We start from the raw sequence: 22894 nt of genomic DNA, 5'->3' as shown, positions 1-22894 counted from the left end.
CACCATCCGTAAAGGAGACCGACATGCTGGACATCGCCGAAGAGCTGAACCGGTGGGTCGAGCAGGGACGTGACTTCGCGGTGGCCACCGTCGTGGCCACCAACGGGAGCGCGCCCCGCCAGCCAGGCGCCGCCCTCGCCGTCGACAGCGAGGGCACCGCGATCGGGTCGGTCTCCGGAGGCTGTGTGGAGGGAGCGGTGTACGAGCTGTGCCAGGAGGCTCTGCGGACCGGCGAACCGGTCCTGGAACGCTTCGGCTACAGCGACGAGGACGCCTTCGCCGTCGGCCTGACCTGCGGCGGCATCATCGACATCCTCGTCACCCCGGTACGGACGAGCGCCCCCGGATCCGCCCGCGACAGCGGATCCGGGGAGCCGGTGGACAGCACCGCCGACACGCTCGCCGCCGCGCTGGCCGCCGCCGCCCGAGGAGAGGCGGCGGCGGTCGCCCGGATCGTCGACGGCCCCGCCGAACTCCTCGGCCGCGCCCTGCTCGTCCGCCTCGACGGCAGCCACACCGGCACTCTCGGCGGCCACCCCGCCCTCGACCACACCGCCGTCGAGCAGACCCGCGCTCTGCTGGACGCCGGCCGCACCACCACCATCGAGATCGGCGCCGACGGCTCCCGCTGCGGCCGGCCGGTCACCCTCCTCGTCGAATCGTCCGTCCCCGCCCCCCGGATGATCGTCTTCGGCGCCATCGACTTCGCCTCGGCCCTGGTCAGAGTCGGCAAGTTCCTCAACTACCAGGTCACGGTCTGCGACGCCCGCCCCGTCTTCGCCACCCGCGCCCGCTTCCCCGAGGCGGACGACATCGTCGTCGACTGGCCCCATCGCTATCTGGACTCCCAGGACCTCGACTCCCGTACGGTCCTCTGCGTCCTCACCCACGACGCCAAGTTCGACGTTCCCCTCCTGGAACGCGCGCTCAAGCTCCCCGTCGCCTACGTGGGCGCGATGGGCTCCCGCCGCACCCACCTGGACCGCCTGCAGCGCCTGCGCGACGTCGGCCTCACCGAACTCGAACTCAACCGCCTGCGCTCACCGATCGGCCTCGACCTGGGCGCCCGCACCCCCGAGGAGACGGCCCTCTCCATCGCCGCCGAAATCGTCGCCAACCGACGCGGGGGTACGGGCGTACCGCTGACCGGGGCGCACACGCCGATCCACCATGACGGGGGGCGGGCGGTGGGGAGGATCGGGTCGGTGGCCTGAGGGGGCCGGGCCCCAGGCACCAGGCCCCGGGCCGTGGTGCTCAGTCCCAGCCGTGCGGTTTCCGTCCCAGGCGCCGGCGGGAGCGGAGGCGACCGCCTCCGCTCCCTGGGGACCCACGAATTGCTCAGTCCCAGCCGCGCGGTGCTCAGTCCCAGGCCAGCGGGAGCGTGATCAGCCCCCGTATCGCCGGGCTCGCCGCCCAGCGGAGGCGGCTTTCGTCCACGGCCAGCCGCAGCCCGGGGAGTTCGCGCAGCAGGGTGCCCAGGCCGACCAGCAGTTCCTGGCGCGCCAGCTCGGCGCCGAGGCAGTGGTGAATGCCCCGCCCGAAGGTCAGATGGCGGTTGGGGCGGCGGGTGATGTCGAAGCGTTCCGGCGCCTCGAAGACCGACGGATCCCGGTTGACCGGCATGAACGCGACCGTGGCCGCCGTCGCCGGTCCCGCCCAGGGCGCCGCTGGGACGCGGGTCATCCCGAGGGCGATCGCCGGGCTGTACCGCAGAACCTCCTCGACGGCGGGTGCCAGCAGCGCCTCCGGCTCCGCCCGCAGCCGGGCGAGCTGCTCCGGGTGAACGAGCAGGCACAGCAGCGCGCTCGCCAACTGCGCGGAGACGAGATGCGCCCCGTCGAAGAACAGCGACGCGGCCAGGCCCGTCAACTCGCCCTCGCTGAGGAAGCCTTGGGCCCGCACCCGCAACAGGTGGGCCAGTACGCCCGCTCGCGGGCGGTGGCGCAGCTCGTCCAGCATCTCGACGACCACACGGTGCAGCCGCATCTCCGCCCGGTAGATCTCGTACGGCCCGGCATCGGGATCGCCTGAGCGCGCCAGCGACCAGCGGAAGAGCTCCGGCCGGAGCCGCTCGGGCGTGCCCAGCATGTCGCAGTGCACGGCGAAGGCGAACGGCGTACAGAACTGTGCGATGACATTGCACGGTCGGCCGGCCGTGCGCAGTGACGCCGCCAGCGCACGGGCGCGCGCCTCCAGCCGAGGCCGGCGCAGCCGCACCGCCCTGGCCGCGAACGCGCCGTTCAGCAGGGCCCGTGTCCGGGTGTGCCGAGGCGGGTTCGCCTCAGCGGGCGACATCACGGAGCCGGGCCGATCGGTGGGCGCCGAGGGGCGATACGCCGGCTCGGGTCCGTCAGGAACCGCCGGGCTTCCCGGTGGCCGACGATCGACCGCGGTGCCCCGAGGCCACGTTCGGCCTCCGCTCCGTCGTCCCGCACCTCCCTCGGCCGCCCGGCCACCATCTCCGCAGGACAGCCCCGAAGAAAAGCCCAGCCACCAACCCCGCGTTCCACCGCCACACGCCCCCCGGCTGTTCACCCCGCTCGGCCCACGCACATCACATCCTGGCCGTCCATTCACGCCGGGGCCAGACAAGCGGGCCAGGCAGGCAAAACAGGCCAGGCGGACCCTGGCAACAGCAGAAGCCCGTACCCCCTCCCCAGGAGTACGGGCTCCGCCGTGCGACGCATCGGAAAGTCGTCGCGGCTGCCGTTCCGCACAGCCCCGGCCGCACGAACCGCAGTTGAGCTGAGTATGCCGCACGGATGAAGCCACGGCGAATGACCAAAAGCCGCCGAGGAGACCGGAGGGACATCGCGGCGCCCCCTGCCGCTGAGGACGAACCTGCCGCGGGTAAGGGCCTGGAGGCGAGCGGTTGCCCCCACCGTCTCCGTCGCGGGGAAAACGAGATGACGGGCACCGTGCCTCGGGTTAGCGTCCCGGAGTGACCACGGACACCCCCACCCGCACCGCCATCGCGCCCGGCCGGAACGACATCCGGGACCTCCCCGACGAACAACTCGACAGGGCCCTGGACCTCGTCTACCTCGCCTTCCACCTCGCCCCCGGAGACAAGCGGCGCACCCACCACCGCGAACTGCTACGGCGCTGCGCCCGCATCGGCGCCTACGACGGTGAACTGCTCGCGGGACTGGCCGCCGCGCACCCCCTCGCCCTCTCCATCCCGGGCGGTCAACTCCCTTGCGCCGCCCTGGACTTCGTCTCCGTCGCGCCCACCCACCGCCGCCGCGGCATACTGAGTTCGATGGTGGACGGGCTGTGGCGCTGCTGTGCCACCGCCGGACAGCCGCTCTCCTGCCTCTGGGCCTCCGAGAGCGCCATTTACGGCCGCTTCGGCTACGCCCCGGCCACCGAGGCGTACCGCATCGAGATCGACTCCGCCCGGCCGCTCGCGCTGCGGATCGCCCCGACAGCCGTCCGCTGCGGCTGATCGACCCGGCCCAGGCCCCTGCCGTCCTCGGGCCGCTCTTCGACGCGACCCTGGCCCACCGCGCCGGTCGGTTCACCCGTGATACGGCATGGTGGCGTACGGAGGTGCTGGACCTCGACGGCGCTCGCGAGAGCGGCGGACCGGAGCGCTCCGGGGCGCCGCGCGTGGTGGTGCTGGGGACGCCCGGCGAGACCCCGGCCGGGTATGCCCTCTACCGCACGGGCGGCCCGGGTGAGGCGAGCCCGGGTACCGTCACGCTCGACGAGCTGGAGGCCGATTCCGCACCGGCCGCCGCCGCCCTGTGGTCGTACCTCGCGTCGATCGACCTGACGACGACCGTACGCGTCCAGGCCCGGCCCGCCGACGACCCGCTGCTGCACCTCGCCGCCGACCGCGACCAGGTGCGCGTGACGCGGCAGGAAATCGGCCTGTGGGTCCGCCTCGTGGACGTCCGCACCGCACTGACCGCCCGCTCCTGGGCGGCCCCGGTCGACCTGGTCCTCGACCTGAGCGATACGGCCTTGCCCGCGAACGCGGGCCGGTTCCGCCTGACCGCAGCAGGTGAGGGAGCCGAACCCGGAGCGACCTGGACGGCGGGCGGCACAGCCACCTGGACCCCGACCGTTGAAGAACCCGATATCTCCCTCGACGTGAGGGAGCTGGGCGCCTGCTACCTGGGCGGCACCCGCCTGCGCCACCTCGCGCACGCCGGTCTGGTCACCGAGCACACTCCGGGTGCGGTCCGTCGCCTGGACACCGCTTTGGAGACGGAGTGGCTGCCGTTTACCGGTGAGAACTACTGAGGGGGAGGGGCGTCACCGCACCGCCGCCGGGCGTCGGTCGCACAGCGCCGCCATCATCAGCACGTCATGCCACTCGCCGCCCCAGACCAGGGCCTCGCGCTTCCGGCCCTCCACCTCGAAGCCACACTTCTCATAGGCGCGCCTGGCCCGGTCGTTGAAGGCGAAGACCTCCAGCTGGACACGGTGGAGCCGGACGCGCTCGAAGGCGTAGTCCAGCAGCAGACGGATCGCTTCGCTGCCGATGCCGCGGTCGGTGGCGTCCGGGATGAGCGCGATCCGGAAACCGCCGTGCGCGTTGTCCTTGTCGATCTGGTTGAGCGCGAGATCACCCAGGAAGTGCCCGGTCTCCCGGTCTTCGATGGCGAGGTCGAGGCGGTCTTCGCAGCCGGCGCGGCCGGTGCACCAACGCTCGATTTCTTCCCGCGTGAAGTGCCGGTGGGTACCGGTCAGTCGGCGGATCTCCGGTTCCAGACATACGTCGTGGAACGCGGCCGCGTGCCGTCACGAGAGCGGCGTGAGCCGGACCCGGGCGCCGTACAGCACCGGTTTCTCGGAGAGCGCGCTGGTATTGATCACGGAGGGATGATGCAGGGGCGGCAGCTGCCACGGCAAGGGAACTGAACGGCCGCCCGCCCCGGGGCGTCGCCGGGACTGAAAGGGCTCGGAAAGGACAGGAAGGGAGGGAGGGACGCGTCCGCCCGGCGCATCATGGAATCGGCAACCGCCACCCCCCAATTCCGCCAGACTCCCACCACAGACGTATGTCTTCCGGATACAGGAGAGAACGATGCGGACACCGATGACGATTGCGGACTTCCTCTACCGGGCCGAGCTGGGGTTCCGCGACAGCCCCGGCGTGGTTGACGAGCAGCGTCAGCCCGCCCCGCCGGTGCCCGAATCGACCTACGGGCGGTTCGGCGAACGTGTCCGTGCCTGGCAGGCGGGACTGGACGCCCTCGGAGTCGGTGAGGGGGAGCGGGTGGCGGTGGTCGGCCATAACTCCGCGCGCCTGCTGGAGCTGCTGTTCGCGGTGCCGATGAGCGGCCGTGTCTGCGTCCCGGCGAACTTCCGTCTCAAGCCGGAAGAGGTCGATTACGTGGTGCGGCAGAGCGGTGCCTCGGTTCTGCTCGTCGACCCGGAATTGGACGGTGCGCTCTCCGGCGTCACGGCGCGCCACCGCTTCGTCCTCGGCGAGCAGACCGAGACCGGGCTGATGCGGTTCGGCGTCGAGCCACGCCCGTGGTCGTACCCGGACGAGGACGCCACCGCCACCATCAACTACACCTCCGGAACGACGGCCCGCCCCAAGGGGGTTCAGCTGACCCACCGCAACATCTGGGTCAACGGCCTGACCTTCGGCCTGCACACCCGGGTGTGGGAGCGCGATGTCTATCTGCACACGCTGCCGATGTTCCACTGCAACGGCTGGGGGATGCCGTATGTGATGGCCGGACTCGGCGTCAGGCAAGTGGTGCTGCGCAAGGTCGACGGCGCGGAGATCCTGCGGCGGGTCGATGAGCACGGCGTCACGCTGATGTGCGGTGCGCCCGCGGTCTGGAACGCGGTGCTGGACGCGGCGGCGATGTGGGAGGGCGAGATCCCCGGGCGCGACCGCGTACGGGTCATCTGCGCGGGCGCCCCGCCGCCGAGCAAGACGATCCAGCGGGTGGGGGAGGAGCTGGGCTGGGAGTTCACCCAGATCTACGGCCTGACCGAGACGTCCCCGCTGCTCACCTTCAACCGCACCCGGCCCGCCGACGCGGAGCTGCCCGCCGAGGAGCGGGCGCGCAAGCTGTCCCGGGCGGGACTGCCCGCGCTCGGCGTCAGGCTGAACGTCTCCGAGTCCGGCGAGGTGCTGGCCCGCTCGAACACGGTGCTCGACGGGTACTGGGACAAGCCCGAGGAGACGGCGGAGGCGCTTGAGGACGGCTGGTTCCACACCGGCGACGGCGGCACGCTCGACGCGACGGACGGCCACCTCACGATCTCGGACCGGAAGAAGGACGTGATCATTACCGGTGGCGAGAACGTGTCGTCGATCGAGGTGGAGGACACGGTCTTCAGTCACCCGGCGGTCGCCGAGGTCGCCGTCATCGGCGTGCCGCACGAGAAGTGGGGCGAGACGATCAAGGCCCTGGTGGTCCTCGCCGAGGGTGCGACGGTGCGGGAGTCCGACATCATCGCCCACTGCAAAGAGCGCATGGCCGGCTACAAGGCTCCGACATCCGTCGAGTTCCGCGACGCCATCCCTCGCACGGCCACCGGGAAGGTCCAGAAGTTCAAGCTCCGCCGGCCGTACTGGTCCGGCCTCGACAGGGGAGTCAACTGACCGCGGCGGCGGGCCGGGCTCCGCGAGTGCGTCGCCGGAGTGGTGCTTCGGCAGGCGGAGCCCTGGTCGGCCGGCAGACGACCGAGGCGGCGGCCCGGCCCGAGTCCGCGCCGCCGGCCGCGCCATCGTCCGCTGCGAGCCGTCAGCTGTGGCGGACCGGCCAGGAAGCCGGCCCGTACCGGGAGTTCCGCGGGTGCGGTTGTCAGCCGTCACCTTCAGCCGTCATCGAAGCCGCGGAACGCGCCTGAAGCGTCAGCGGGGTCGGCGTACTCGGCGACGTCCATATCGGCGATGCTCGGATTGGCGGAGATCTGGGGAAACCACCGGGCTGGAACCCGGAACGTCCGCCCGGGTTCGTTGTGCAGGTCGACGGCCAGCAGTGGGCGCGACGGGTCGGTGAAGGTGGTCGTGTCCACGAAAAACGCGTGGAATATGTGGAATTCCTCGTCGTCTTCGTCGGCTGCGGCTTCCTCGTCGATCAGGGCCTGGACGCTCACCCCGGTGAAGCGAGGATCGCTGACGTAGGTGGCGTGGACATATGGTCCGCGGCGTCGACCGCTGCTCGGACCGCGTCCCAGGACGCGTCGTCGTTGAAGTCGGTGCGCAGGACCAGCGAGGTCAGATCGTCGGGGCGGAGGAGGGGCAAGCGGGTGATCCACTCATCCGCTGTGCGTCGGCTACGCCGGTCCGACGTGGTCGATGCACAGCGGCTCGTCCTCAGGCACGTCGCCATTGGCGGCGTCGCGGGGCGGGGAAGAGGGCGCGCGTGGTGAACGCGGCGGTGAGGGCGGCCACGGCGGTGGGCAGGGCGAGGGAGTACCGGCCGTACAGTTCCAGCGCGAGGAGGGCTGCTGTGGCGGGTGCGCGGAGTGCACCGGCGACGAGGGCGGCGGTGCCGGCTACGGCGTAGTGGGCCGGGGAGCCCGTTACGCCCTGGCCGAAGACCCCGGCGGCGGTCTGCCCGCAGAGGCTGCCGAGGAGGCCGCCGAGGCTCAGCAGCGGTGCGAGCAGGCCGCCGCAGCCGCCGGTGCCGATGGTGAGGCATGTCGCGAGGGTCTTGCCGAGCAGGAGGAGCAGCAGCAGCTCCACCGCGTACCGGCCGTGCGCCGCGGGCCCGATGACGGTGAGTCCGCTGCCGTAGATCCAGGGCAGGGCGAGCAGCAACGCGCCGAGGACGAGGCCGCCGCAGGCCGGGCGGAGCCAGGTGGGGACGCGGCAGGCGCGCCAGGCGGCGGCGCAGCCTCGCCTGATGACGGTCAGGAGGTGGTGCAGGCATGCCGCAGCGGCGCCGGCCAGGAGTCCGAGGACGGCGAACAGGGCGTAGGCGGCGGGTGGCGGTGGTGGGGCGGGGAGGAGGGCGAGCAGGGGAGTGGGGCCGAGGAGGAGGTGGGTGGTGGTGGCTGCTGCCGCGGTGGCGAGGGCGGTGGCGGCGAGGGCGACCGCCCCCTGGGCGCCGAGGAGTTCGACGGTGAACAGCATGCCGGCCAGTGGCGCGTGGAAGACGGCGGTGATGCTGCCGGCCGCCCCGCAGACGGTCAGCAGGCGGTGATGCGCCGCGATCGCGGTTCCCATGCGGGTACCTGCCGAGTGGAGGACGGAGCCGAGGGCGGCGCTGAGGTGGAGCACGGGACCGGCGGTGCCCAGTGAGCCGCCGGAGCCGACGGTCGAGGCGGCCGCCAGCGCGCGGGCGACGGGGCCTGCCGGGTCGATGCGTACCCCACGTTTCAGGTTCCGTTGCAGCTCGGGTATGCCGCTGCTGCCCGGTGTGACGCTGTGGAGGAGAAGCCCGGCGATCAGGCCGCCGAGGACGGGGGCGAGCAGGAGCGCCGGCGAGCTCCCGGACGGTCCGTCCGAACGTCCGGTGAAGAGCAGGGTGAGGCCGGTGACCAGGCCCGCGACGCCCGCCGCCCCGACCGCCGTGCCGGCCCCGATGAGGAGCGCCAGGCCGCATACCGCCCAGGGGAAGGCGCGCACGCGGGATATGAGTCCGTCGTCGGCGCAAGGGGCCGCGGGATGTCCGCCCCGTCTGCGGCGGGTGCCGTAGAGCGGGCCAACTGGGCTCGTGAAGCTGTCCATTGGCTTGATATCCCTCCTCATTTCTGCCCTCATCTCTGCGCAGAACGCCACGGAGAGTGTGCTGGAGGGCCTGACCGGCCGGAGGGAGCGCGCGGGGTGGAGTTGGGGCATCTGAAGTGCGACGACGCCCGATGGCGTGGAAATGGCGCAGGTGGTGCGGCGCACGACGTGCGCGACGCGCGAGAAACCGGTTGAGCGACATCCCGTCGTCATGAGCGAACGGAATGGCGAGAAAGGGATATCTGTACGGATGAGAGCAACTCAACAGGTAGAAATAATCCGGCATTTCCGGGGAATAGGGGAATGCGGTAAATCCGGGGTGATTCCCTCTAGGTCATATGCGTCGGACACAGTCCCGGGCAGCGAAGACGGCCCTGCCCATCGGACACCGACCCCCCCCGCACGGCCGCCGCGCCCACCGGGCGAGCGACCACCGCCTGCCATCACGGCACCCCCGTGAAGAGGATCACCATGCCCATGCACCAGGCCCACGGGCCCACCCCCGTCGTCGCCCTCACCGGCCTCGCCGTGATCCTGCTGTGCGGGATCGCCCTCGTCCCCGTGTGCAGACGGCTGCGTCAGCCCGTCATCATCGGTGAGATCGCCGTCGGCATCCTGCTCGGGCCCAGCGTGCTCGGCCAGATGCCCGGCGACCTGCCGCATCTGCTCTTCCCCGACGAAGTGCGCCCCTACCTGGGCGTGATCGCCGAAATCGGCATCGTCTTCTTCCTGTTCGCCGCGGGCTGGGAACTCGACCTCGGTGCCCTGCGCGGACGCGGCCGCGCCGTCGTGGCCGTCTCCGTCTCCTCCATGGCCCTTCCCCTGCTGTGCGTCACCGCGACCGCCTTCGCCGTCCAGGCCGTCCACCCCGCTCTCCCCGCCCGCCACGTACACCCGCTCGCCTTCTCGCTCTTCGTCGGCACCGCCCTGTCCATCACCGCCTTTTCCGTCCTCGCCCGTGTCCTGCACGAGAACCGGCTGCACAACTCACCGGTCGGCACCATGACGACGGCCGCGGCGGGGGTGGGCGAGGTCTTCGCCTGGTGCGGGGTCACCGCCGTCATCGCCCTGGGCAGCGGGGGCGGAACGGGCCAGATCGCCCGCACCGCCGCCGAACTCGTCTGCTACGGCCTGGTCATGGCCTTCCTGATCCGCCCCGTGCTGCGCCGGCTCGCCGACCGCATGGACCTCGCTCAGCACCACTCGCTCGCGCTCGCCGTCGTCAGCGCCGGGCTCTTTCTCTCCGCCGGCGTCACCGCCTGGATCGGCGTGCACGCGGCCCTCGGCGCCTTCGCCTTCGGCGTCGCCATGCCCCGCCATCAGGATCCCGCCACCCGCCAGGCCATCGTCGCTCCCCTCCAGCAGATGGGCTCCCTCCTGCTCGCCGCGTTCTTCGTGGTCACCGGCCTGTCCGCCGACCTGACGACGCTCAGCGGCCTGGGCGTCCTCAGCGCCGTGCTCCTGCTGGTCGCCGCCTGGGTGGGCAAGTTCTCCGGCGCCGCCCTGGCCCACCGGGCCTTCGGCGCCAACTGGCGGGAGTCGGCGGCTGTCGGCGTCCTGCTCAACTGCCGCGGCGTAACGGAACTCGTCGTCCTCGCCATGGGCCGTCAGGCCGGACTGATCGGCGACAAGCTGTTCACGATGCTCGTCCTGATCGCACTGCTGACCACCGCCGCCGTCACCCCCCTCACCGGCCTGCTCACCGCACCGAGCGGGGGCACCGGCCCCCACAGCGTGTGCCCGCCCCTCGAACAGGGCTGGAACAGCAACCGGGCTCCGCCGCCCCACCACAGGGGCGCTAGGCCCTGTGGGCTGGGTCGCGGCCGGACAGGCCCCAGACCCAGCTCGTCCCGGCGAAACTGACGGGGGGAGTCGATACCCTCCCGGACGCCCTCGGTTCGACGCCCCTGCCCGCCGCCGCCGCCTCCACGGTCGAGACGGTCACAGGTACACCGGCACACACCTACCGTGGAGAGGTATCCGACCACGCCGCGGACTTTCGCTGACACCCGGGCCCGGAGACCGCGAAACTGCTCTTCGAGCACTCCCTGAGGTGCTGGCCCCTGTAAGCGCGTCCGGCGACCGGAGTTGCCGAGTACTGGGAGGAGAACCCCCGATGAGCCAGCCGCAGCCAGAGCTGTCCTACGCGAGCGGAGTCGCCGAGCGGCCGCTGCTCGGCCACACCATCGGCGCCGATCTGGCCCGCGCCATCGCCCGGTTCGGCGACCGCGAGGCGCTGGTCGAGGTGGCGAGCGGCCGCCGCTGGACGTATACCGAACTGGGCCGCGCCGTCGACGAGGTGGCGCTCGGGCTGCTCGCCAAGGGCGTCGGCAAGGGCGACCGGGTGGGCATCTGGGCGCCCAACTGCGCCGAGTGGGTCTTCGTCCAGTACGCCACCGCCCGCATCGGCGCGATCCTCGTCAACGTCAACCCGGCCTACCGGGTGCACGAGTTGGCGTATGTCCTGCGGCAGGCCGGCATCACCGTCCTGGTCTCCGCCGTCCACCACAAGACCAGCGACTACCGCCGGATGATCGAGCAGGTACGGGCCGAGAGCCCGGCGCTGCGCGATGTGGTCTACATCGGGGACCGGACCTGGGGCGGACTGCTGGCCGCCGGGGCCGGCGTCCCGCACACCCGGCTCGCCGAGTGCGAGAAGACCCTGACCGCCGACGACCCGGTCAACATTCAGTACACCTCCGGCACCACCGGCTTCCCCAAGGGCGCCACCCTCTCCCACCACAACATCCTCAACAACGGCTACTGGGTGGGTGAGACCCTCGGCTACACCGAACACGACCGGGTGTGCCTGCCGGTCCCCTTCTACCACTGCTTCGGCATGGTCATGGGCAACCTCGGCGCCACCTCGCACGGGGCCTGCATCGTCGTCCCGGCCCCCGCCTTCGACCCCGCCGCCACCCTCCAGGCCGTCCAGGACGAACGCTGCACCTCGCTCTACGGCGTCCCCACGATGTTCATCGCCGAACTCAACCACCCCGACTTCGGCTCGTACGACCTCTCCTCGCTCCGTACGGGCATCATGGCGGGCTCGCCGTGCCCGGAGGAGGTGATGAAGCGGGTGGTTGCCGAGATGCACATGGCCGAGGTGTCCATCTGTTACGGCATGACCGAGACATCGCCGGTCTCCACCCAGACCCGCCGCGACGACGACCTGGAGCATCGCACCGCCACCGTCGGACGGGTGCTCCCGCACATCGAGGTGAAGGTCGTCGACCCGGTGAGCGGCGTGACCGTGCCACGCGGCACACCGGGCGAACTGTGCACCCGTGGCTACAGCGTGATGCTCGGCTACTGGGAGGAGCCGGACCGCACCGCCGAGGCCGTCGACGCCGCACGGTGGATGCACACCGGCGACCTCGCGGTGATGAACGACGACGGCTATGTCCGGATCGTCGGCCGGATCAAAGATATGATCATCAGGGGCGGTGAGAACGTCTACCCGCGGGAGGTCGAGGAGTTCCTGCACTCCCATCCCAAGATCGCCGATGTCCAGGTCGTCGGCGTTCCGGATGAGAAGTACGGCGAGGAGATCGCCGCCAGTGTCATCCTCCGCGACCCCGAAGTCCCGCTGACCCGCGATGAGCTGGCCCGCTACTGCCGCTCCCGGCTCGCCCACTTCAAGGTCCCGCGCTATCTCGACATCGTCGACACCTTCCCGATGACGGTCAGCGGCAAGGTCCGCAAGGTGGAGCTGCGGGAGCGGCTGGCGGAGGAACTGGGGCGGACGGCGCGGGCGTAGCAGGAGCGGGCGAGGACTCCCTGACCGGATCCTGGTCGATTCCTGCCCTACGCCCCGGCCGGATCCCCGACCGCCGACCGCCGCATACTCACCCTCGGCCACCGGTCCAGCCCCAGCTCCGCCTCCCGGGCGCGGATGGCCCGCAGGCCCGGGTTGAGTTCGGAGTCCGGGAGCACCCGGAAGCCGATCCGGGTGTAGTACGGCGCGTTCCACGGCACCTCGGCGAAGGTGGTCAGTGTCAGTGCCGCCGCCCGGCTGTCCAGCATCGCGCGGTCGATGAGGGCTCGGCCGATGCCGCGGTGGGCGTGGTCGGGGCGTACCGAAACCTGCTCGATATGCGTGCATCCGTCGACCGGCTCCCACAGCAGATAGCCGACCGGCGGTCCATCGACGGACGAAGCGGGGGCATCGTCACGGCCGTGGGCATCAGAGCGGCCGTGGGTGTCATCGCGGCCGCAGGCGTCGCAGAAGTCGCAGGAGTCGTACGCGGCCAGTACGCGTGCCACTCGCTGATGCCGCGTCAACTCCGCTACCGAGGGCGGTTCATCGTCCGCGATCCTCGCCATCCCGAGGGGGCGGAACGGCTCCCCGGCGGCCCGCTCGATGTCACGCAGCAGGGGCAGTTCGGCGAGGGACGGGGTACGAATGATCATCCGGCCAGTTTCGCCGGTTCGGCCACGTCCGGCGACCGGTTTCCGTGGCGATCGGGTTTTGGCGGCGGCCGGGAATCGGCGGCGGGGCCGGGTTTCCGCGGCGACGGGGTGTCGGAGGCGGCCGGGTCTCCACGGCATGGTTCCGGCAGCGGCCGGGACGCCGTCCTGGCGCTCCTGCCGTCCTGACGCTCCGGGCGCAGCACGCGCTCCGTCCGCGTCACCGCTGCTGTGCGCCGTACCTGATCAGATCGTCGGCTGGGTCGTTCACCGGCTGCGGGGTGCCGGTGAGATCCATGACGAACAGCGGTATGTGCAGTTCGTCGGCGCGCGAGCGGGCGTCGGGGGCGTAGCCGGCGAGGGAGAAGAAGACCGCGATGGCGGATTCGTTGAGGCCGTTGAGCCAGACGCATTCGATCTCGCGGAGTTTGGTGGAGCGGGTGGTGGGGTCGACCTGGGCCACCACCCCGGTGCCCCGCAGATCCACGCCGGAGGCGGTCCGCTCCTGGGTCCGTGCGACATCGGTGTAGCCCAGCCACTTCAGGTACTGGGCGGCGGCGGTGACACAGTCGCGGGCCGTACGGATGGTGACCGGGCGGAACGCGGGCCGCAGCACGGTGTGCGGCGTGCCGGACGACGGCCGGGGAGTGGCGGTGCCGTGCGTACCGAGGGCCGGGAGGCCCGGCGGTGGTGAGCTGGACGGGGGAACGACGGGGACGCGGACGACCGTGCCGCACGCACAGCCGGACTCCGGTGCCGGCCATTCGTCCTGGCGTCCGCAGACGTCGCAGCGCACCGTCACCCATGACGCCTGCCAGGTGCGGTGCACTATCTCGACGGGCACCCCACCGCGCAGTACGGGCATGGTCAGCGGGGCACCGCACGCGCACGGGAAGGTGGGCGGGGTGAAGGCGTTCTCGCGGCGGCACGTGGGGCACCGCACCGGCACGCTGTCGGCCATGGTCGGCTCCTGGCAGTAGGTCGGCAGAGGCAGACAGGACGGACTGCTGCTGACGTCCATGGTCTCTCCAAAAACTGGCGCCGGGGGCAGATTTTGCGCCGCGAACCGCACGTCGGGCGAGAAAAGCGGGGGAGCGCGGCGCATACGGGGCGCAGTGCAGCGCACAAGGGGCACACGAGCGGCGCACGGAGGCACCACCGGAGCGCGACGTACCACCAGCGCGACGGGACGCACAGGGCCCGGAGAACGGCAGCGCCGGCCGGAAACAGCGCACAGTGGCGACCGGGACGCACACAAGGCCCGGATTCCGTGACCGTACGGAGTCCGGGCCCTGCGCGTGGTTCCCGTCCGGCAGCGCGAGAGATGGGCGCGACGGGACATCGCACCGCCGGACGGAGTCGTGGAGAGGGGCGGGAACTGCTGGAGGAGGCGGGCTCCGCGGCGGGAGAGGCTCGCCCTTCCCTGTCGGGCGAGTGCTCCACCGCACTGGTTTCTCCCCGGATGCCGCGGAGCTCCGCACAACCTCTCCGTACCGGCCGGCCACCCCTCAACGGGCCGGCCGGTACGGATGCGCCAGGAACCGACCTCCCGTCAGTCCTCGCGCAGCTCGCGGACCCGCTCCTCGACGCGCTTGCCGTAGTCCGGGTCGGCGGTGTGGAAGTGGGCGAGGTTCTTCTCGATCACATCGTCGCGGCCGACCTGGGAGAGGCCGCCGGCGATGTTGTCGACCAGGCGCTTCTTCTCGTCCTCCGACATCAGCCGGTAGAGCTCACCGGCCTGGAAGAAGTCGTCGTCCTTGGAGTGCGCCGGAGCCTCGTGCGTACCGACGTGGCCGGTGACGGCGAGCGGAGCGGAGAGCGGCACGTCGGTCTGCACCGGGCCGCTGTAGGAGTTGGGCTCGTAGTTCTTGGCGTACCGGTCGTAGCGGTTGGTGGCCATGAAGCCGTCCCGGCCGTAGTTGTCGGCCGAGGTCGCCTTGGGGGCGTTCACCGGCAGCTGGGTGTGGTTGACGCCCAGGCGGTAGCGGTGCGCGTCGGCGTAGGCGAACAGCCGGCCCTGGAGCATCTTGTCCGGGGACGGGCCGATGCCGGGCACGAAGTTGTTCGGCGAGAACGCCGACTGCTCGACCTCGGCGAAGACGTTGTCCGGGTTGCGGTCCAGGACCAGCCGGCCGACGCGCTGCAGCGGGTAGTCGGCGTGCGGCCACACCTTCGTCAGGTCGAACGGGTTGAAGCGGTAGTCCGCCGCCTCGGCCGCCGGCATGATCTGCACGTAGAGGGTCCACGAGGGGTAGACGCCGCGCTCGATGGACTGCAGCAGGTCGGTCTGGTGGCTGTTGGGGTCCTTGCCGGCCAGCTCGGCGCCCTGCTCGCTGCTCAGGCAGCGGATGCCCTGGTTGGTCTTGAAGTGGTACTTGACGAAGAACGCCTCGCCCTCGGCGTTCGTCCACTGGTAGGTGTGCGAGCCGTAGCCGTTCATATGGCGGTAGGAGGCCGGGATGCCGCGGTCGCCCATGAGCCAGGTGACCTGGTGGGTGGCCTCGGGGGCGTGCGCCCAGAAGTCCCAGACGTTGTCCGGCTCCTGCTTGCCCGTGAAGGGGTCGCGCTTCTGCGAGTGGATGAAGTCGGGGAACTTGAGGGGGTCCTTGATGAAGAACACCGGGGTGTTGTTGCCGACGAGGTCGTAGTTGCCCTCTTCGGTGTAGAACTTCAGGGCGAAGCCGCGCGGGTCGCGGGCCGCGTCCGGGCCGCCGAGGTTGTCGGCGACGGTCGAGAAGCGGATGAACGTCTCGGTCCGCTTGCCGACGGCGCTCAGGAAGTCGGCGCGGGTGAAGGCGGTGACGTCGTCGGTCACCTCGAAGTAGCCGTACGCGCCGGAGCCACGGGCGTGCACGACGCGCTCCGGGATGCGCTCGCGGTTGAAGCGCGCGAGCTTCTCCAGCAGATGCTGGTCCTGGAGGAGGATCGGGCCGCCGACGCCGGCGGTTGAGGAGTTCTGGTTGTCGGCTACCGGGGCGCCGGACTCGGTCGTCAGCGTGGGCTTCGACATGGTGACCTTCCGTACGAGAGCGCGGAAGTTGGCTTCCGCATGTCGGAGCGTAAGAACAGCTCCGACCAAACGTCAACAGTTTGTTGAAAACAAAGCGGGGTGGTGTTCCGGGCGGCGGCCGCGCCTGGGCGCGACAGGACAGGTGTCAGCGCGACCGCCGCCCGGAAGCCGGGGGGGCATGGCCGGCCGGCCCCCGGTGTACGGCCGGCAGGGGGCCTCACTTTCCGGTGGTGTGTCCGGAGAGGCGTTCGACGCCGCGGAGGAGGGCGGAGTGGTCCAGGCCGCCGTCGCCCTGGGCGCGCAGGGAGGCGACGAGCTGGGCGACGACGCTGCCGACGGGGAGGGCGGCGCCGACGGTGCGGGCGGCGTCGGTGACGATGCCCATGTCCTTGTGGTGCAGGTCGATGCGGAAGCCGGGCGTGAAGTCGCGGGTGCGGAAGTTGTCCTTCTTGCGGGCGAGGACGGTGGAGCCGGCCAGTCCGCCGTTCAGGACGTCGAGGGCGGCGGTGAGGTCGACGCCGGATTTCTCCAGGAAGACGACGGCTTCGGCGCAGGCTTGGATGTTGACGGCGACGATGAGCTGGTTGGCGGCCTTGACGGTCTGGCCGGCGCCGTGCGGGCCGCACAGCACGATCGTCTTGCCCAGGGCGTCGAAGAGGGGCCGGGCGGCGTCGAAGTCGGCCTGCTGCCCGCCGACCATGATCGACAGGACGGCCTCGATGGCGCCGGCCTCACCGCCGGAGACGGGGGCGTCCAGGACGCGGATGCCCTTGTCGCCGGCGTTCTTGGCCAGGTCGATGGAGGTCTGCGGGGTGATCGAGGACATGTCGATCAGCAGTGCGCCGGGTCTGGCGTGGTCCAGGATGCCGTCGGGGCCGTAGGCGATGGCCTCGACCTGCGGGGAGGCCGGGACCATGGTGATCACCACGTCGGCGTCCTGGACCGCCTCGGCGATGGAGGCGGCCGCCGTGCCGCCGGCGGCGGCGAGCCGGTCGAGTTTGTCCTGCTCCAGGGTGTAGCCGGTGACCTGGTAGCCGGCCTTGATCAGGTTCTCGGCCATGGGTGAGCCCATGATGCCCAGACCGATCCACGCGATCTTGGGGAGATTGCTCATAGCGAAGCCTCTTTCGAAAAGCTGGTGGTCAGGAGGCGGCCGCGCGCAGCGGGGCCGGCAGCCAGGCGAAGGACGAGGCGCTGGGGGCGTTTCCGGGCTTGTATTCCAGGCCGATCCAGCCGTCGTAGCCGTTCTTCTTCAGGCGGTCGAGCAGGGCGGGGAAGTCGAGGGTGCCGGTGCCGGGGGCGCCGCGGCCGGGGTTGTCGGCGATCTGGACGTGCGCGGTCTTGGCCGTGTAGGCGTCGATGACCGCGTCGAGGTCCTCGCCGTTCATCGACAGGTGGTACAGGTCCATCAGGAACCTGGCGTTGTCCAGCCCGGTGGCGGCGTTGACCGCGTCGACGGTCTCGATGGCCTTCGGTGCGGAGACCAGGGGGCATGTGGGCGACTCGGGTGCGTTGAGCGCCTCGATCAGCAGTGTCCCGTCCACCTCACCCACCGCACGGGCGGCGAAGGCCAGGTTCTCCAGCGCCAGCGCGTCCTGCGCGGCCGGGTCGACGCCCTCGACGCGGTTGCCGTACAGGGCGTTGAAGGCGGTGCATCCCAGCGACGCTCCGAACCGGACCGCCACGGGCACATTGGCGCGGAACCTGTCCGACTCCTCCCCCGGGATCGACAGGGCCCCGCGGTCGGGGCCCGGCAGCTGCCCGGCGTAGAAGTTCAGGCCGACCAGCCGCACCCCGGCGTCGTCGAGGGCCTCGCGCAGCGCGTCCAGCTCGGCGGGTTCCGGGACCGGGGCACAGACCCACGGCCACCACAGCTCCACCGCCGTGAACCCCGCCGCCCGCGCGGCCGCCGGCCGCTCCAGCAACGGAAGCTCGGTGAACAGGATCGACAGGTTGACGTTGAAGCGCGTGTCCGTGAAACCCATGGAGCCGTCGGCGCTCCTTCCGAATTGTGGAACTTACTTTCTGCTTAATGGAACATTGCCTGGCGGGCTCCGAGGCTGTCAAGGGGGACTCCGGGCAATTTCTGGTGGCCTGGCCGAACCGCGCGTAGGTTGAGCGGCGTGCGATTGAGAGTTGAGTTCACGACGGAGCCGTTCGACCTGGACGAGGCGCCGGCCCATGCGCTGGTGGCGCGGGACATCGTCACCGGCGCCGAGCTGGACGCCGTCGATGTCGGTCCGTTCGGCAATACGGCCGAGGGAGACGCGGACCAGGTGCTCGGCGCGGTGGCCGAGCTGCTGCGCGGGTCCCTGGAGGCGGGCGCCACCCGGGTCTCCCTGCAGGTCAATGTGATCGCGGATGCCGCGGGGTCCGACGCGGATGCCGCGGGGGCTGAGGGGAGAAGCTCGTGACGCAGCCCGCCGACCACCCCTTCGTTCAGGCGGTCAAGCCGCTGGTGGACGCGATGGGCGGCCAGATGGTCGCGCCGGACCAGGCCCAGGGTGACGATGTGGTGCTGGCCTGGGAGGGGCAGGACCGGGTGGCCGTACGGCTCCCGCATCTGTCGGACTCGCTCGACCACATCCTCGCCGAGCTGCAGCGTCGGCACGGCATGCCGCTGTCGGAGCTGGACCGCAAGACCAAGCAAACCGTCGTACGGATTCTGGAGACCCGTGGTGCCTTCTCCGTCCGGCACGGCGTGGAGACCGTCGCGAGCGCGCTAGGCGTCAGCCGCTTCACTGTTTACAACTATCTGAACAGGGAAAACGCCGCGAAGGGCGCCGACTGAGAGGGCTTGGTCGCGGCCTGTGCCGATCCCCGGAGCCGTCGTCCGACACCTCCGGGCGGCGGTTTTTGCGTGGCCAACTTTTCAACAAAGTGTTGACGAGAAGTTGCCAGGGGTCTTAGCTGTTTCCAGCCAGACCAAAGCTGTCCAGCACCAGGCCACGGAGGCTTTCCCGTGTCTTCGAGTTCACCGAGCCCTTCGGCGGAGGCCCCCAAGGCCCCCGCGGGGCTCTCCCGGTTCAACACCGCCGACGACGGTACGGCCGAGGCCGCGCTGCACGAGGTATGTGCCAGCCGGGCATGGGGGAACAGGATCCTCGCCCAGCGCCCGTACGCCACCACCGAGGCCCTGTTCGCCGCGAGCGACGCCGCCATGGGCGAGCTCACCGCGGACGATCTCGCCGAGGCGATGGCCGGGCACCCGCCGATCGGCCGGCCGAAGCCGGGCGACCCGGCCTCCGCCCGCGAACAGCGCGGCATGGCCGGCGCCTCCGACGCGCTCAAGGCGGAGATGCTCGAACTCAATCTGGCCTACCAGGAGAAGTTCGGCCATGTCTTCCTGATCTGCGCCTCCGGCCGGACCGGGGAGCAGATGCGGGACGCGATCCGTAACCGGATCGACAACACGCCGGAACAGGAACGAGAGATCGTTCGGCGGGAACTCGGCAAGATCAACCGCATACGCCTGTCCCGTATCGCGGAACTCGCGGAAGGAGACGCAGCATGAGCAGCGAGAAGGCCGCACCGACGTCGGTGTCCACGCACATCCTGGACACCAGCGTGGGCCGCCCCGCGGAGGGCGTCGCCCTCACGCTCTCGGTGCGCTCCGGCCGCGACGCCGCCTGGACCGCCCACGGCGCGTCCGAGACCGATGCCGACGGGCGCTGCAAGGCCCTGCCGGCCCTGCCGGAAGGCACCACCCACGTACGCCTCGACTTCGCCGTCGAGGACTACTTCGTTTCAAACGAACACCGCGTTTCCAACAAGCACTGCGTACACCACCAGGCAAACCAGCAAGCCGAGGAACAGCAGGACGCCCCCCGCGTAAGGGACAGCGGAGCCTTCTTCCCGGAGGTGGCAATCACCTTTGCCGTCAACCCGGGCGAGCACTATCACGTACCGCTGCTGCTCAACCCGTTCGGCTACTCCGTATACCGAGGGAGCTAGCACCGACATGACTGCCCATTCCCACCCGTCCCGCCCGGTGATTCTCGGCCAGAACCAGTACGGCAAAGCGGAAAACCGTGTTGTCAAGATCACCCGTGATGGCGGCACCCATCACATAAAGGACCTGAACGTCTCGGTCGCGCTCTCCGGCGACCTGGAAGAGGTCCACCTCTCCGGCTCCAACGCCCACTGCCTGCCGACCGACACGACCAAGAACACCGTGTTCGCCTTCGCCAAGGAATACGGGATCGAGTCGGCCGAACAGTTCGGCATACACCTCGCGCGGCACTTCGTGACCAGCCAGGAGCCGATAAAGCAGGCCCGTATCCGCATCGAGGAGTACGCCTGGGACCGGATAGCCAGCTCCGACAGCAACTCCCGCTTCATCGGCGCGGACGAGGTCAACCACTCCTTCGTCCGCAAGGGCCAGGAGACCCGGCTCACCGAAATCACCTACGACGGTGAGAAGTGGCAGGTCATCTCGGGGCTGAAGGACCTGATCGTGATGAATTCCACCAACTCGGAATTCTGGGGCTACATCAAGGACAAGTACACCACGCTGAAGGAGGCGCACGACCGTATCCTCGCCACCGAGGTATCCGGCCGCTGGCGGTTCAACTGGACCGACGACGACCAGCGGATGCCCAATTGGGAGCGGTCGTACGAGCAGGTCAAGAAGCATATGCTGCAGGCTTTCGCGGAGACCTACAGCCTCTCTCTCCAGCAGACCCTGTACCAAATGGGTGCGCGGGTCATCAACAACCGCTCCGAGATCGACGAGATCCGCTTCTCCCTCCCGAACAAGCACCACTTCCTGGTGGACCTGGAGCCGTTCGGGCTCAAGAACGACAACGAGGTCTACTACGCGGCGGACCGCCCGTACGGCCTGATCGAAGCCACTGTTCTGCGCGACGGTGTCGAAGCCCGGATCCCGGTGGATCTGACCAACCTCTGACGGGCCGATACGCGGCGCCGTGCCGCGCGTCCCTCCCCACCCCGCGGCGGGGGGAGGGACGCGAAAACCGAGGGGAACGACCCATGGCACACCATGCGCACCGCGGTCCCCTGAACCTGCTCTTCCACCACCTCGGCACCCGGAGCACACCCCGGCAGCGGCACCGTCAGCCGCCGCGCCCGGCTCCGGCACTCAAATACACAGGGCCATGCCGTGCCCCAATCGCCACTCATCAAGAAAGCACGAGGACGCACCATGGCAGCACCGGCAGCCCATGACAGCGCGATCGAGCGCATTGTCATCGAGAACTGTGCCATCGCGACCGTCGACGCCAACAACACCGAATACGCCACCGGCCATATCGTCGTCGCCGGGAACGTCATCGAGTCGGTGGGCGCGGGCAAGGCCCCCGAGGGCCTGGCGAACGTCGTCCGCCGAGTCGACGGCACGGGACACCTGGTCACTCCCGGCCTGATCAACACCCACCATCACTTCTACCAGTGGATCACCCGGGGCCTGGCCACCGACCACAACCTGTTCAACTGGCTGGTCGCGCTCTACCCGACCTGGGCCCGGATCGACGCCCAGATGCTCGCCGCGGCCACCCAGGGCTCGCTCGGCATGATGGTCAAGGGCGGCGTCACCACCGCCTCCGACCACCACTACGTCTTCCCCCAGGGCTCCGGGGACCTCGTCGGCGCCGAGCTGGCCGCTGCCGCCGAGATCGGCGCCCGTATCACCCTGGCCCGCGGCTCCATGGACCGCAGCGAGAAGGACGGCGGTCTGCCCCCGGACTTCGCCGTCGAGACCACCGAGGGCGCCCTGCTGGCGACCGAGGAGGCCATCGACACCTACCACGACTCCTCGTTCGGCTCGATGGTGCATATCGCCGCCGCGCCCTGCTCGCCGTTCTCCATCTCCACCGAACTCCTGCGGGAGGGCGCCGCGCTGGCCCGCCGCAAGGGCGTCCGGATGCACACCCACGGCTCGGAGACCGTCGAGGAGGAGAAGTTCTGCCATGAGCTCTTCGGCATGGGCCCCACCGACTACTTCGAGTCCACCGGCTGGCTGGGCGAGGACGTGTGGATGGCGCACTGCGTCCACATGAACGACTCCGACATCGCCGCCTTCGCACGCACCGGCACCGGCGTCGCCCACTGCCCCTCCTCCAACGCCCGTCTGGCCGCCGGCATCGCCCGCGTCCCGGACATGCTCGCGGCCGGCGTCCCGGTCGGCCTCGGCGTGGACGGCACCGCCTCCAACGAGTCCGGCGAACTCCACACCGAGCTGCGCAACGCACTGCTCATCAACCGCCTCGGCGCCCACAAGGAGGCCGCCCTCAACGCCCGCAAGGCGCTGCGGCTCGGCACCTACGGCGGTGCGCAGGTCCTCGGCCGTACCGCCGAGATCGGCTCGCTGGAGGCCGGCAAGCTCGCCGACCTGGTGCTGTGGAAGCTGGACGGCCTCGGCCACTCCTCCATCGCCGACCCGGTCACCGCCCTGGTCTTCGGCGCGGCCGCCCCGGTCACGCTGTCGCTGGTGGGCGGCGAGCCGGTCGTCGAGAACAGCCATCTGACCAACGTCGACGAGGACGCCATCGCGCGGAACGCCCGTGCCGAGGCCCAGCGTCTGGCCCGTATCGCCGCCGAGGGCTGATCCCCTCGATGTGACACACCCCGTGACCGTGATCGGAGGTGTCACACCCCATGACTCGGCCGGGAGGGACGGCTCCCGGCCGAGCTTGTGGATCCGAGTGGGATCCACAAGCGCCGGACCCCGGGGGTGCGCGGTTGCACCACGTACCCCCGGGCCGGTCACCGCTCCGGGACCGAGGGGTTGCTGCCCTCGCGCGCCACAAGCGCCACTCCCCACCAACGCAGCCCTCACCAACGCACCGCCCACCAGCGCG

The 22894-nt window shown here is 70.5% G+C and carries 20 protein-coding genes and 1 pseudogene; 11 read left to right on the top strand and 10 right to left on the bottom strand.

Annotation, left to right across the window (positions count from 1 at the left end; genetic code table 11):
* Window positions 1-23 precede the first annotated feature (23 nt).
* Window positions 24-1214: an XdhC family protein gene (locus K9S39_RS11560; RefSeq protein ID WP_248863263.1), complete on the top strand. Its 1191-nt coding sequence runs from the start codon at window positions 24-26 to the stop codon at window positions 1212-1214.
* A 145-nt stretch (window positions 1215-1359) separates the two neighbouring features.
* Here the strand turns inward: K9S39_RS11560 and K9S39_RS11555 are convergent, their stop codons facing one another.
* A complete protein-coding gene (locus tag K9S39_RS11555) occupies window positions 1360-2295 on the bottom strand; it encodes a cytochrome P450 (RefSeq protein ID WP_248868691.1) in 936 nt (311 codons plus the stop codon).
* 676 nt (window positions 2296-2971) lie between these two features.
* Between K9S39_RS11555 and K9S39_RS11550 the strand changes: the two are divergent.
* Window positions 2972-4251: pseudogene (locus tag K9S39_RS11550) on the top strand (GNAT family N-acetyltransferase).
* Window positions 4252-4263: 12 nt separating this feature from the next.
* Here the strand turns inward: K9S39_RS11550 and K9S39_RS11545 are convergent.
* A complete protein-coding gene (locus tag K9S39_RS11545; protein ID WP_248868690.1) occupies window positions 4264-4701 on the bottom strand; it encodes a GNAT family N-acetyltransferase in 438 nt (145 codons plus the stop codon).
* 337 nt (window positions 4702-5038) lie between these two features.
* Between K9S39_RS11545 and K9S39_RS11540 the strand changes: the two genes are divergently transcribed.
* Window positions 5039-6580 (top strand): AMP-binding protein, encoded by a 1542-nt coding sequence (locus K9S39_RS11540; protein WP_248863262.1) that lies wholly within the window; start codon window positions 5039-5041, stop codon window positions 6578-6580.
* Window positions 6581-6795: 215 nt separating this feature from the next.
* Here K9S39_RS11540 and K9S39_RS11535 read toward each other — a convergent pair whose 3' ends face one another.
* The 3 genes from K9S39_RS11535 to K9S39_RS11525 form a co-directional block, all read right to left on the bottom strand.
* A complete protein-coding gene (locus K9S39_RS11535) occupies window positions 6796-7077 on the bottom strand; it encodes a DUF6924 domain-containing protein (protein ID WP_248863261.1) in 282 nt (93 codons plus the stop codon).
* On the bottom strand, window positions 7074-7226 hold the full coding sequence (locus K9S39_RS11530) for a DUF6924 domain-containing protein (RefSeq protein ID WP_248863260.1): 153 nt from the start codon (window positions 7224-7226) through the stop codon (window positions 7074-7076). The genes K9S39_RS11535 and K9S39_RS11530 overlap by 4 nt, the downstream gene beginning before the upstream one ends.
* Window positions 7227-7297: 71 nt before the next feature.
* Window positions 7298-8656 (bottom strand): chloride channel protein, encoded by a 1359-nt coding sequence (locus K9S39_RS11525; RefSeq protein WP_248863259.1) that lies wholly within the window; start codon window positions 8654-8656, stop codon window positions 7298-7300.
* Window positions 8657-9127: 471 nt separating this feature from the next.
* On the opposite strand from K9S39_RS11525, the gene K9S39_RS11520 reads away from it, so the two are divergent.
* Window positions 9128-10519 carry a cation:proton antiporter gene (locus tag K9S39_RS11520; RefSeq protein ID WP_248863258.1) on the top strand — a complete coding sequence of 464 codons (1392 nt, stop codon included), beginning with the start codon at window positions 9128-9130 and terminating at the stop codon, window positions 10517-10519.
* A 253-nt stretch (window positions 10520-10772) separates the two neighbouring features.
* Complete coding sequence (locus tag K9S39_RS11515) at window positions 10773-12416, top strand: AMP-binding protein (RefSeq protein WP_248863257.1); 1644 nt, start codon at window positions 10773-10775, stop codon at window positions 12414-12416.
* 47 nt (window positions 12417-12463) lie between these two features.
* Here K9S39_RS11515 and K9S39_RS11510 read toward each other — a convergent pair whose 3' ends face one another.
* The 5 genes from K9S39_RS11510 to K9S39_RS11490 form a co-directional block, all read right to left on the bottom strand.
* Window positions 12464-13069, bottom strand: a complete 606-nt coding sequence (locus tag K9S39_RS11510) for a GNAT family N-acetyltransferase (protein ID WP_248863256.1) — start codon at window positions 13067-13069, stop codon at window positions 12464-12466.
* Window positions 13070-13286: 217 nt separating this feature from the next.
* Window positions 13287-14027, bottom strand: coding sequence for a hypothetical protein (locus tag K9S39_RS11505; RefSeq protein WP_248863255.1), 741 nt, complete (start codon window positions 14025-14027; stop codon window positions 13287-13289).
* 591 nt (window positions 14028-14618) lie between these two features.
* Window positions 14619-16076 (bottom strand): catalase, encoded by a 1458-nt coding sequence (locus K9S39_RS11500; protein WP_248863254.1) that lies wholly within the window; start codon window positions 16074-16076, stop codon window positions 14619-14621.
* Between the two features lie 217 nt (window positions 16077-16293).
* On the bottom strand, window positions 16294-17190 hold the full coding sequence (locus K9S39_RS11495) for a 2-hydroxy-3-oxopropionate reductase (RefSeq protein WP_248863253.1): 897 nt from the start codon (window positions 17188-17190) through the stop codon (window positions 16294-16296).
* Between the two features lie 28 nt (window positions 17191-17218).
* Window positions 17219-18061 (bottom strand): TIM barrel protein, encoded by an 843-nt coding sequence (locus K9S39_RS11490; protein ID WP_248861715.1) that lies wholly within the window; start codon window positions 18059-18061, stop codon window positions 17219-17221.
* Between the two features lie 138 nt (window positions 18062-18199).
* Here K9S39_RS11490 and K9S39_RS11485 point away from each other — a divergent pair, with 138 nt between their 5' ends.
* The 6 genes from K9S39_RS11485 to K9S39_RS11460 all read left to right on the top strand — a co-directional run bounded on the left by K9S39_RS11485 (window position 18200) and on the right by K9S39_RS11460 (window position 22641).
* Entirely contained in the window at window positions 18200-18490 is a 291-nt protein-coding gene (locus K9S39_RS11485) for a hypothetical protein (RefSeq protein ID WP_248863252.1), read from the top strand.
* A complete protein-coding gene (locus tag K9S39_RS11480; protein ID WP_248863251.1) occupies window positions 18487-18867 on the top strand; it encodes a helix-turn-helix domain-containing protein in 381 nt (126 codons plus the stop codon). The genes K9S39_RS11485 and K9S39_RS11480 overlap by 4 nt, the downstream gene beginning before the upstream one ends.
* 171 nt (window positions 18868-19038) lie before the next feature.
* Window positions 19039-19590 (top strand): 2-oxo-4-hydroxy-4-carboxy-5-ureidoimidazoline decarboxylase, encoded by a 552-nt coding sequence (gene uraD, locus K9S39_RS11475; protein WP_248863250.1) that lies wholly within the window; start codon window positions 19039-19041, stop codon window positions 19588-19590.
* Window positions 19587-20030, top strand: a complete 444-nt coding sequence (locus K9S39_RS11470; RefSeq protein ID WP_248863249.1) for a hydroxyisourate hydrolase — start codon at window positions 19587-19589, stop codon at window positions 20028-20030. Before uraD ends, K9S39_RS11470 begins: the two co-directional genes overlap by 4 nt.
* A 7-nt stretch (window positions 20031-20037) precedes the next feature.
* Complete coding sequence (gene pucL / locus K9S39_RS11465) at window positions 20038-20985, top strand: factor-independent urate hydroxylase (RefSeq protein ID WP_248863248.1); 948 nt, start codon at window positions 20038-20040, stop codon at window positions 20983-20985.
* A gap of 255 nt (window positions 20986-21240) precedes the next feature.
* Window positions 21241-22641 (top strand): 8-oxoguanine deaminase, encoded by a 1401-nt coding sequence (locus tag K9S39_RS11460; RefSeq protein ID WP_248863247.1) that lies wholly within the window; start codon window positions 21241-21243, stop codon window positions 22639-22641.
* Window positions 22642-22894: the final 253 nt, after the last annotated feature.

Source organism: Streptomyces halobius (assembly GCF_023277745.1).
Taxonomy (GTDB): Bacteria; Actinomycetota; Actinomycetes; order Streptomycetales; family Streptomycetaceae; genus Streptomyces; species Streptomyces halobius.
The sequence above is the reverse complement of the archived record's forward strand: the minus strand, read 5'-3'. Positions and strand labels throughout refer to the sequence as shown.

Excerpts from the sequence above, each read along its gene's own strand:
- K9S39_RS11525 (WP_248863259.1), bottom strand. The coding sequence starts at position 8,656 with ATGGACAGCTTCACGAGCCCAGTTGGCCCGCTCTACGGCACCCGCCGC.
- K9S39_RS11490 (WP_248861715.1), bottom strand. The coding sequence starts at position 18,061 with ATGGGTTTCACGGACACGCGCTTCAACGTCAACCTGTCGATCCTGTTC.
- K9S39_RS11510 (WP_248863256.1), bottom strand. The coding sequence starts at position 13,069 with ATGATCATTCGTACCCCGTCCCTCGCCGAACTGCCCCTGCTGCGTGAC.
- K9S39_RS11505 (WP_248863255.1), bottom strand. The coding sequence starts at position 14,027 with ATGGCCGACAGCGTGCCGGTGCGGTGCCCCACGTGCCGCCGCGAGAAC.
- K9S39_RS11500 (WP_248863254.1), bottom strand. The coding sequence starts at position 16,076 with ATGTCGAAGCCCACGCTGACGACCGAGTCCGGCGCCCCGGTAGCCGAC.
- K9S39_RS11495 (WP_248863253.1), bottom strand. The coding sequence starts at position 17,190 with ATGAGCAATCTCCCCAAGATCGCGTGGATCGGTCTGGGCATCATGGGC.
- K9S39_RS11555 (WP_248868691.1), bottom strand. The coding sequence starts at position 2,295 with ATGTCGCCCGCTGAGGCGAACCCGCCTCGGCACACCCGGACACGGGCC.
- K9S39_RS11470 (WP_248863249.1), top strand. The coding sequence starts at position 19,587 with ATGAGCAGCGAGAAGGCCGCACCGACGTCGGTGTCCACGCACATCCTG.
- K9S39_RS11515 (WP_248863257.1), top strand. The coding sequence starts at position 10,773 with ATGAGCCAGCCGCAGCCAGAGCTGTCCTACGCGAGCGGAGTCGCCGAG.
- K9S39_RS11520 (WP_248863258.1), top strand. The coding sequence starts at position 9,128 with ATGCCCATGCACCAGGCCCACGGGCCCACCCCCGTCGTCGCCCTCACC.
- K9S39_RS11560 (WP_248863263.1), top strand. The coding sequence starts at position 24 with ATGCTGGACATCGCCGAAGAGCTGAACCGGTGGGTCGAGCAGGGACGT.
- K9S39_RS11460 (WP_248863247.1), top strand. The coding sequence starts at position 21,241 with ATGGCAGCACCGGCAGCCCATGACAGCGCGATCGAGCGCATTGTCATC.
- pucL (WP_248863248.1), top strand. The coding sequence starts at position 20,038 with ATGACTGCCCATTCCCACCCGTCCCGCCCGGTGATTCTCGGCCAGAAC.
- K9S39_RS11540 (WP_248863262.1), top strand. The coding sequence starts at position 5,039 with ATGCGGACACCGATGACGATTGCGGACTTCCTCTACCGGGCCGAGCTG.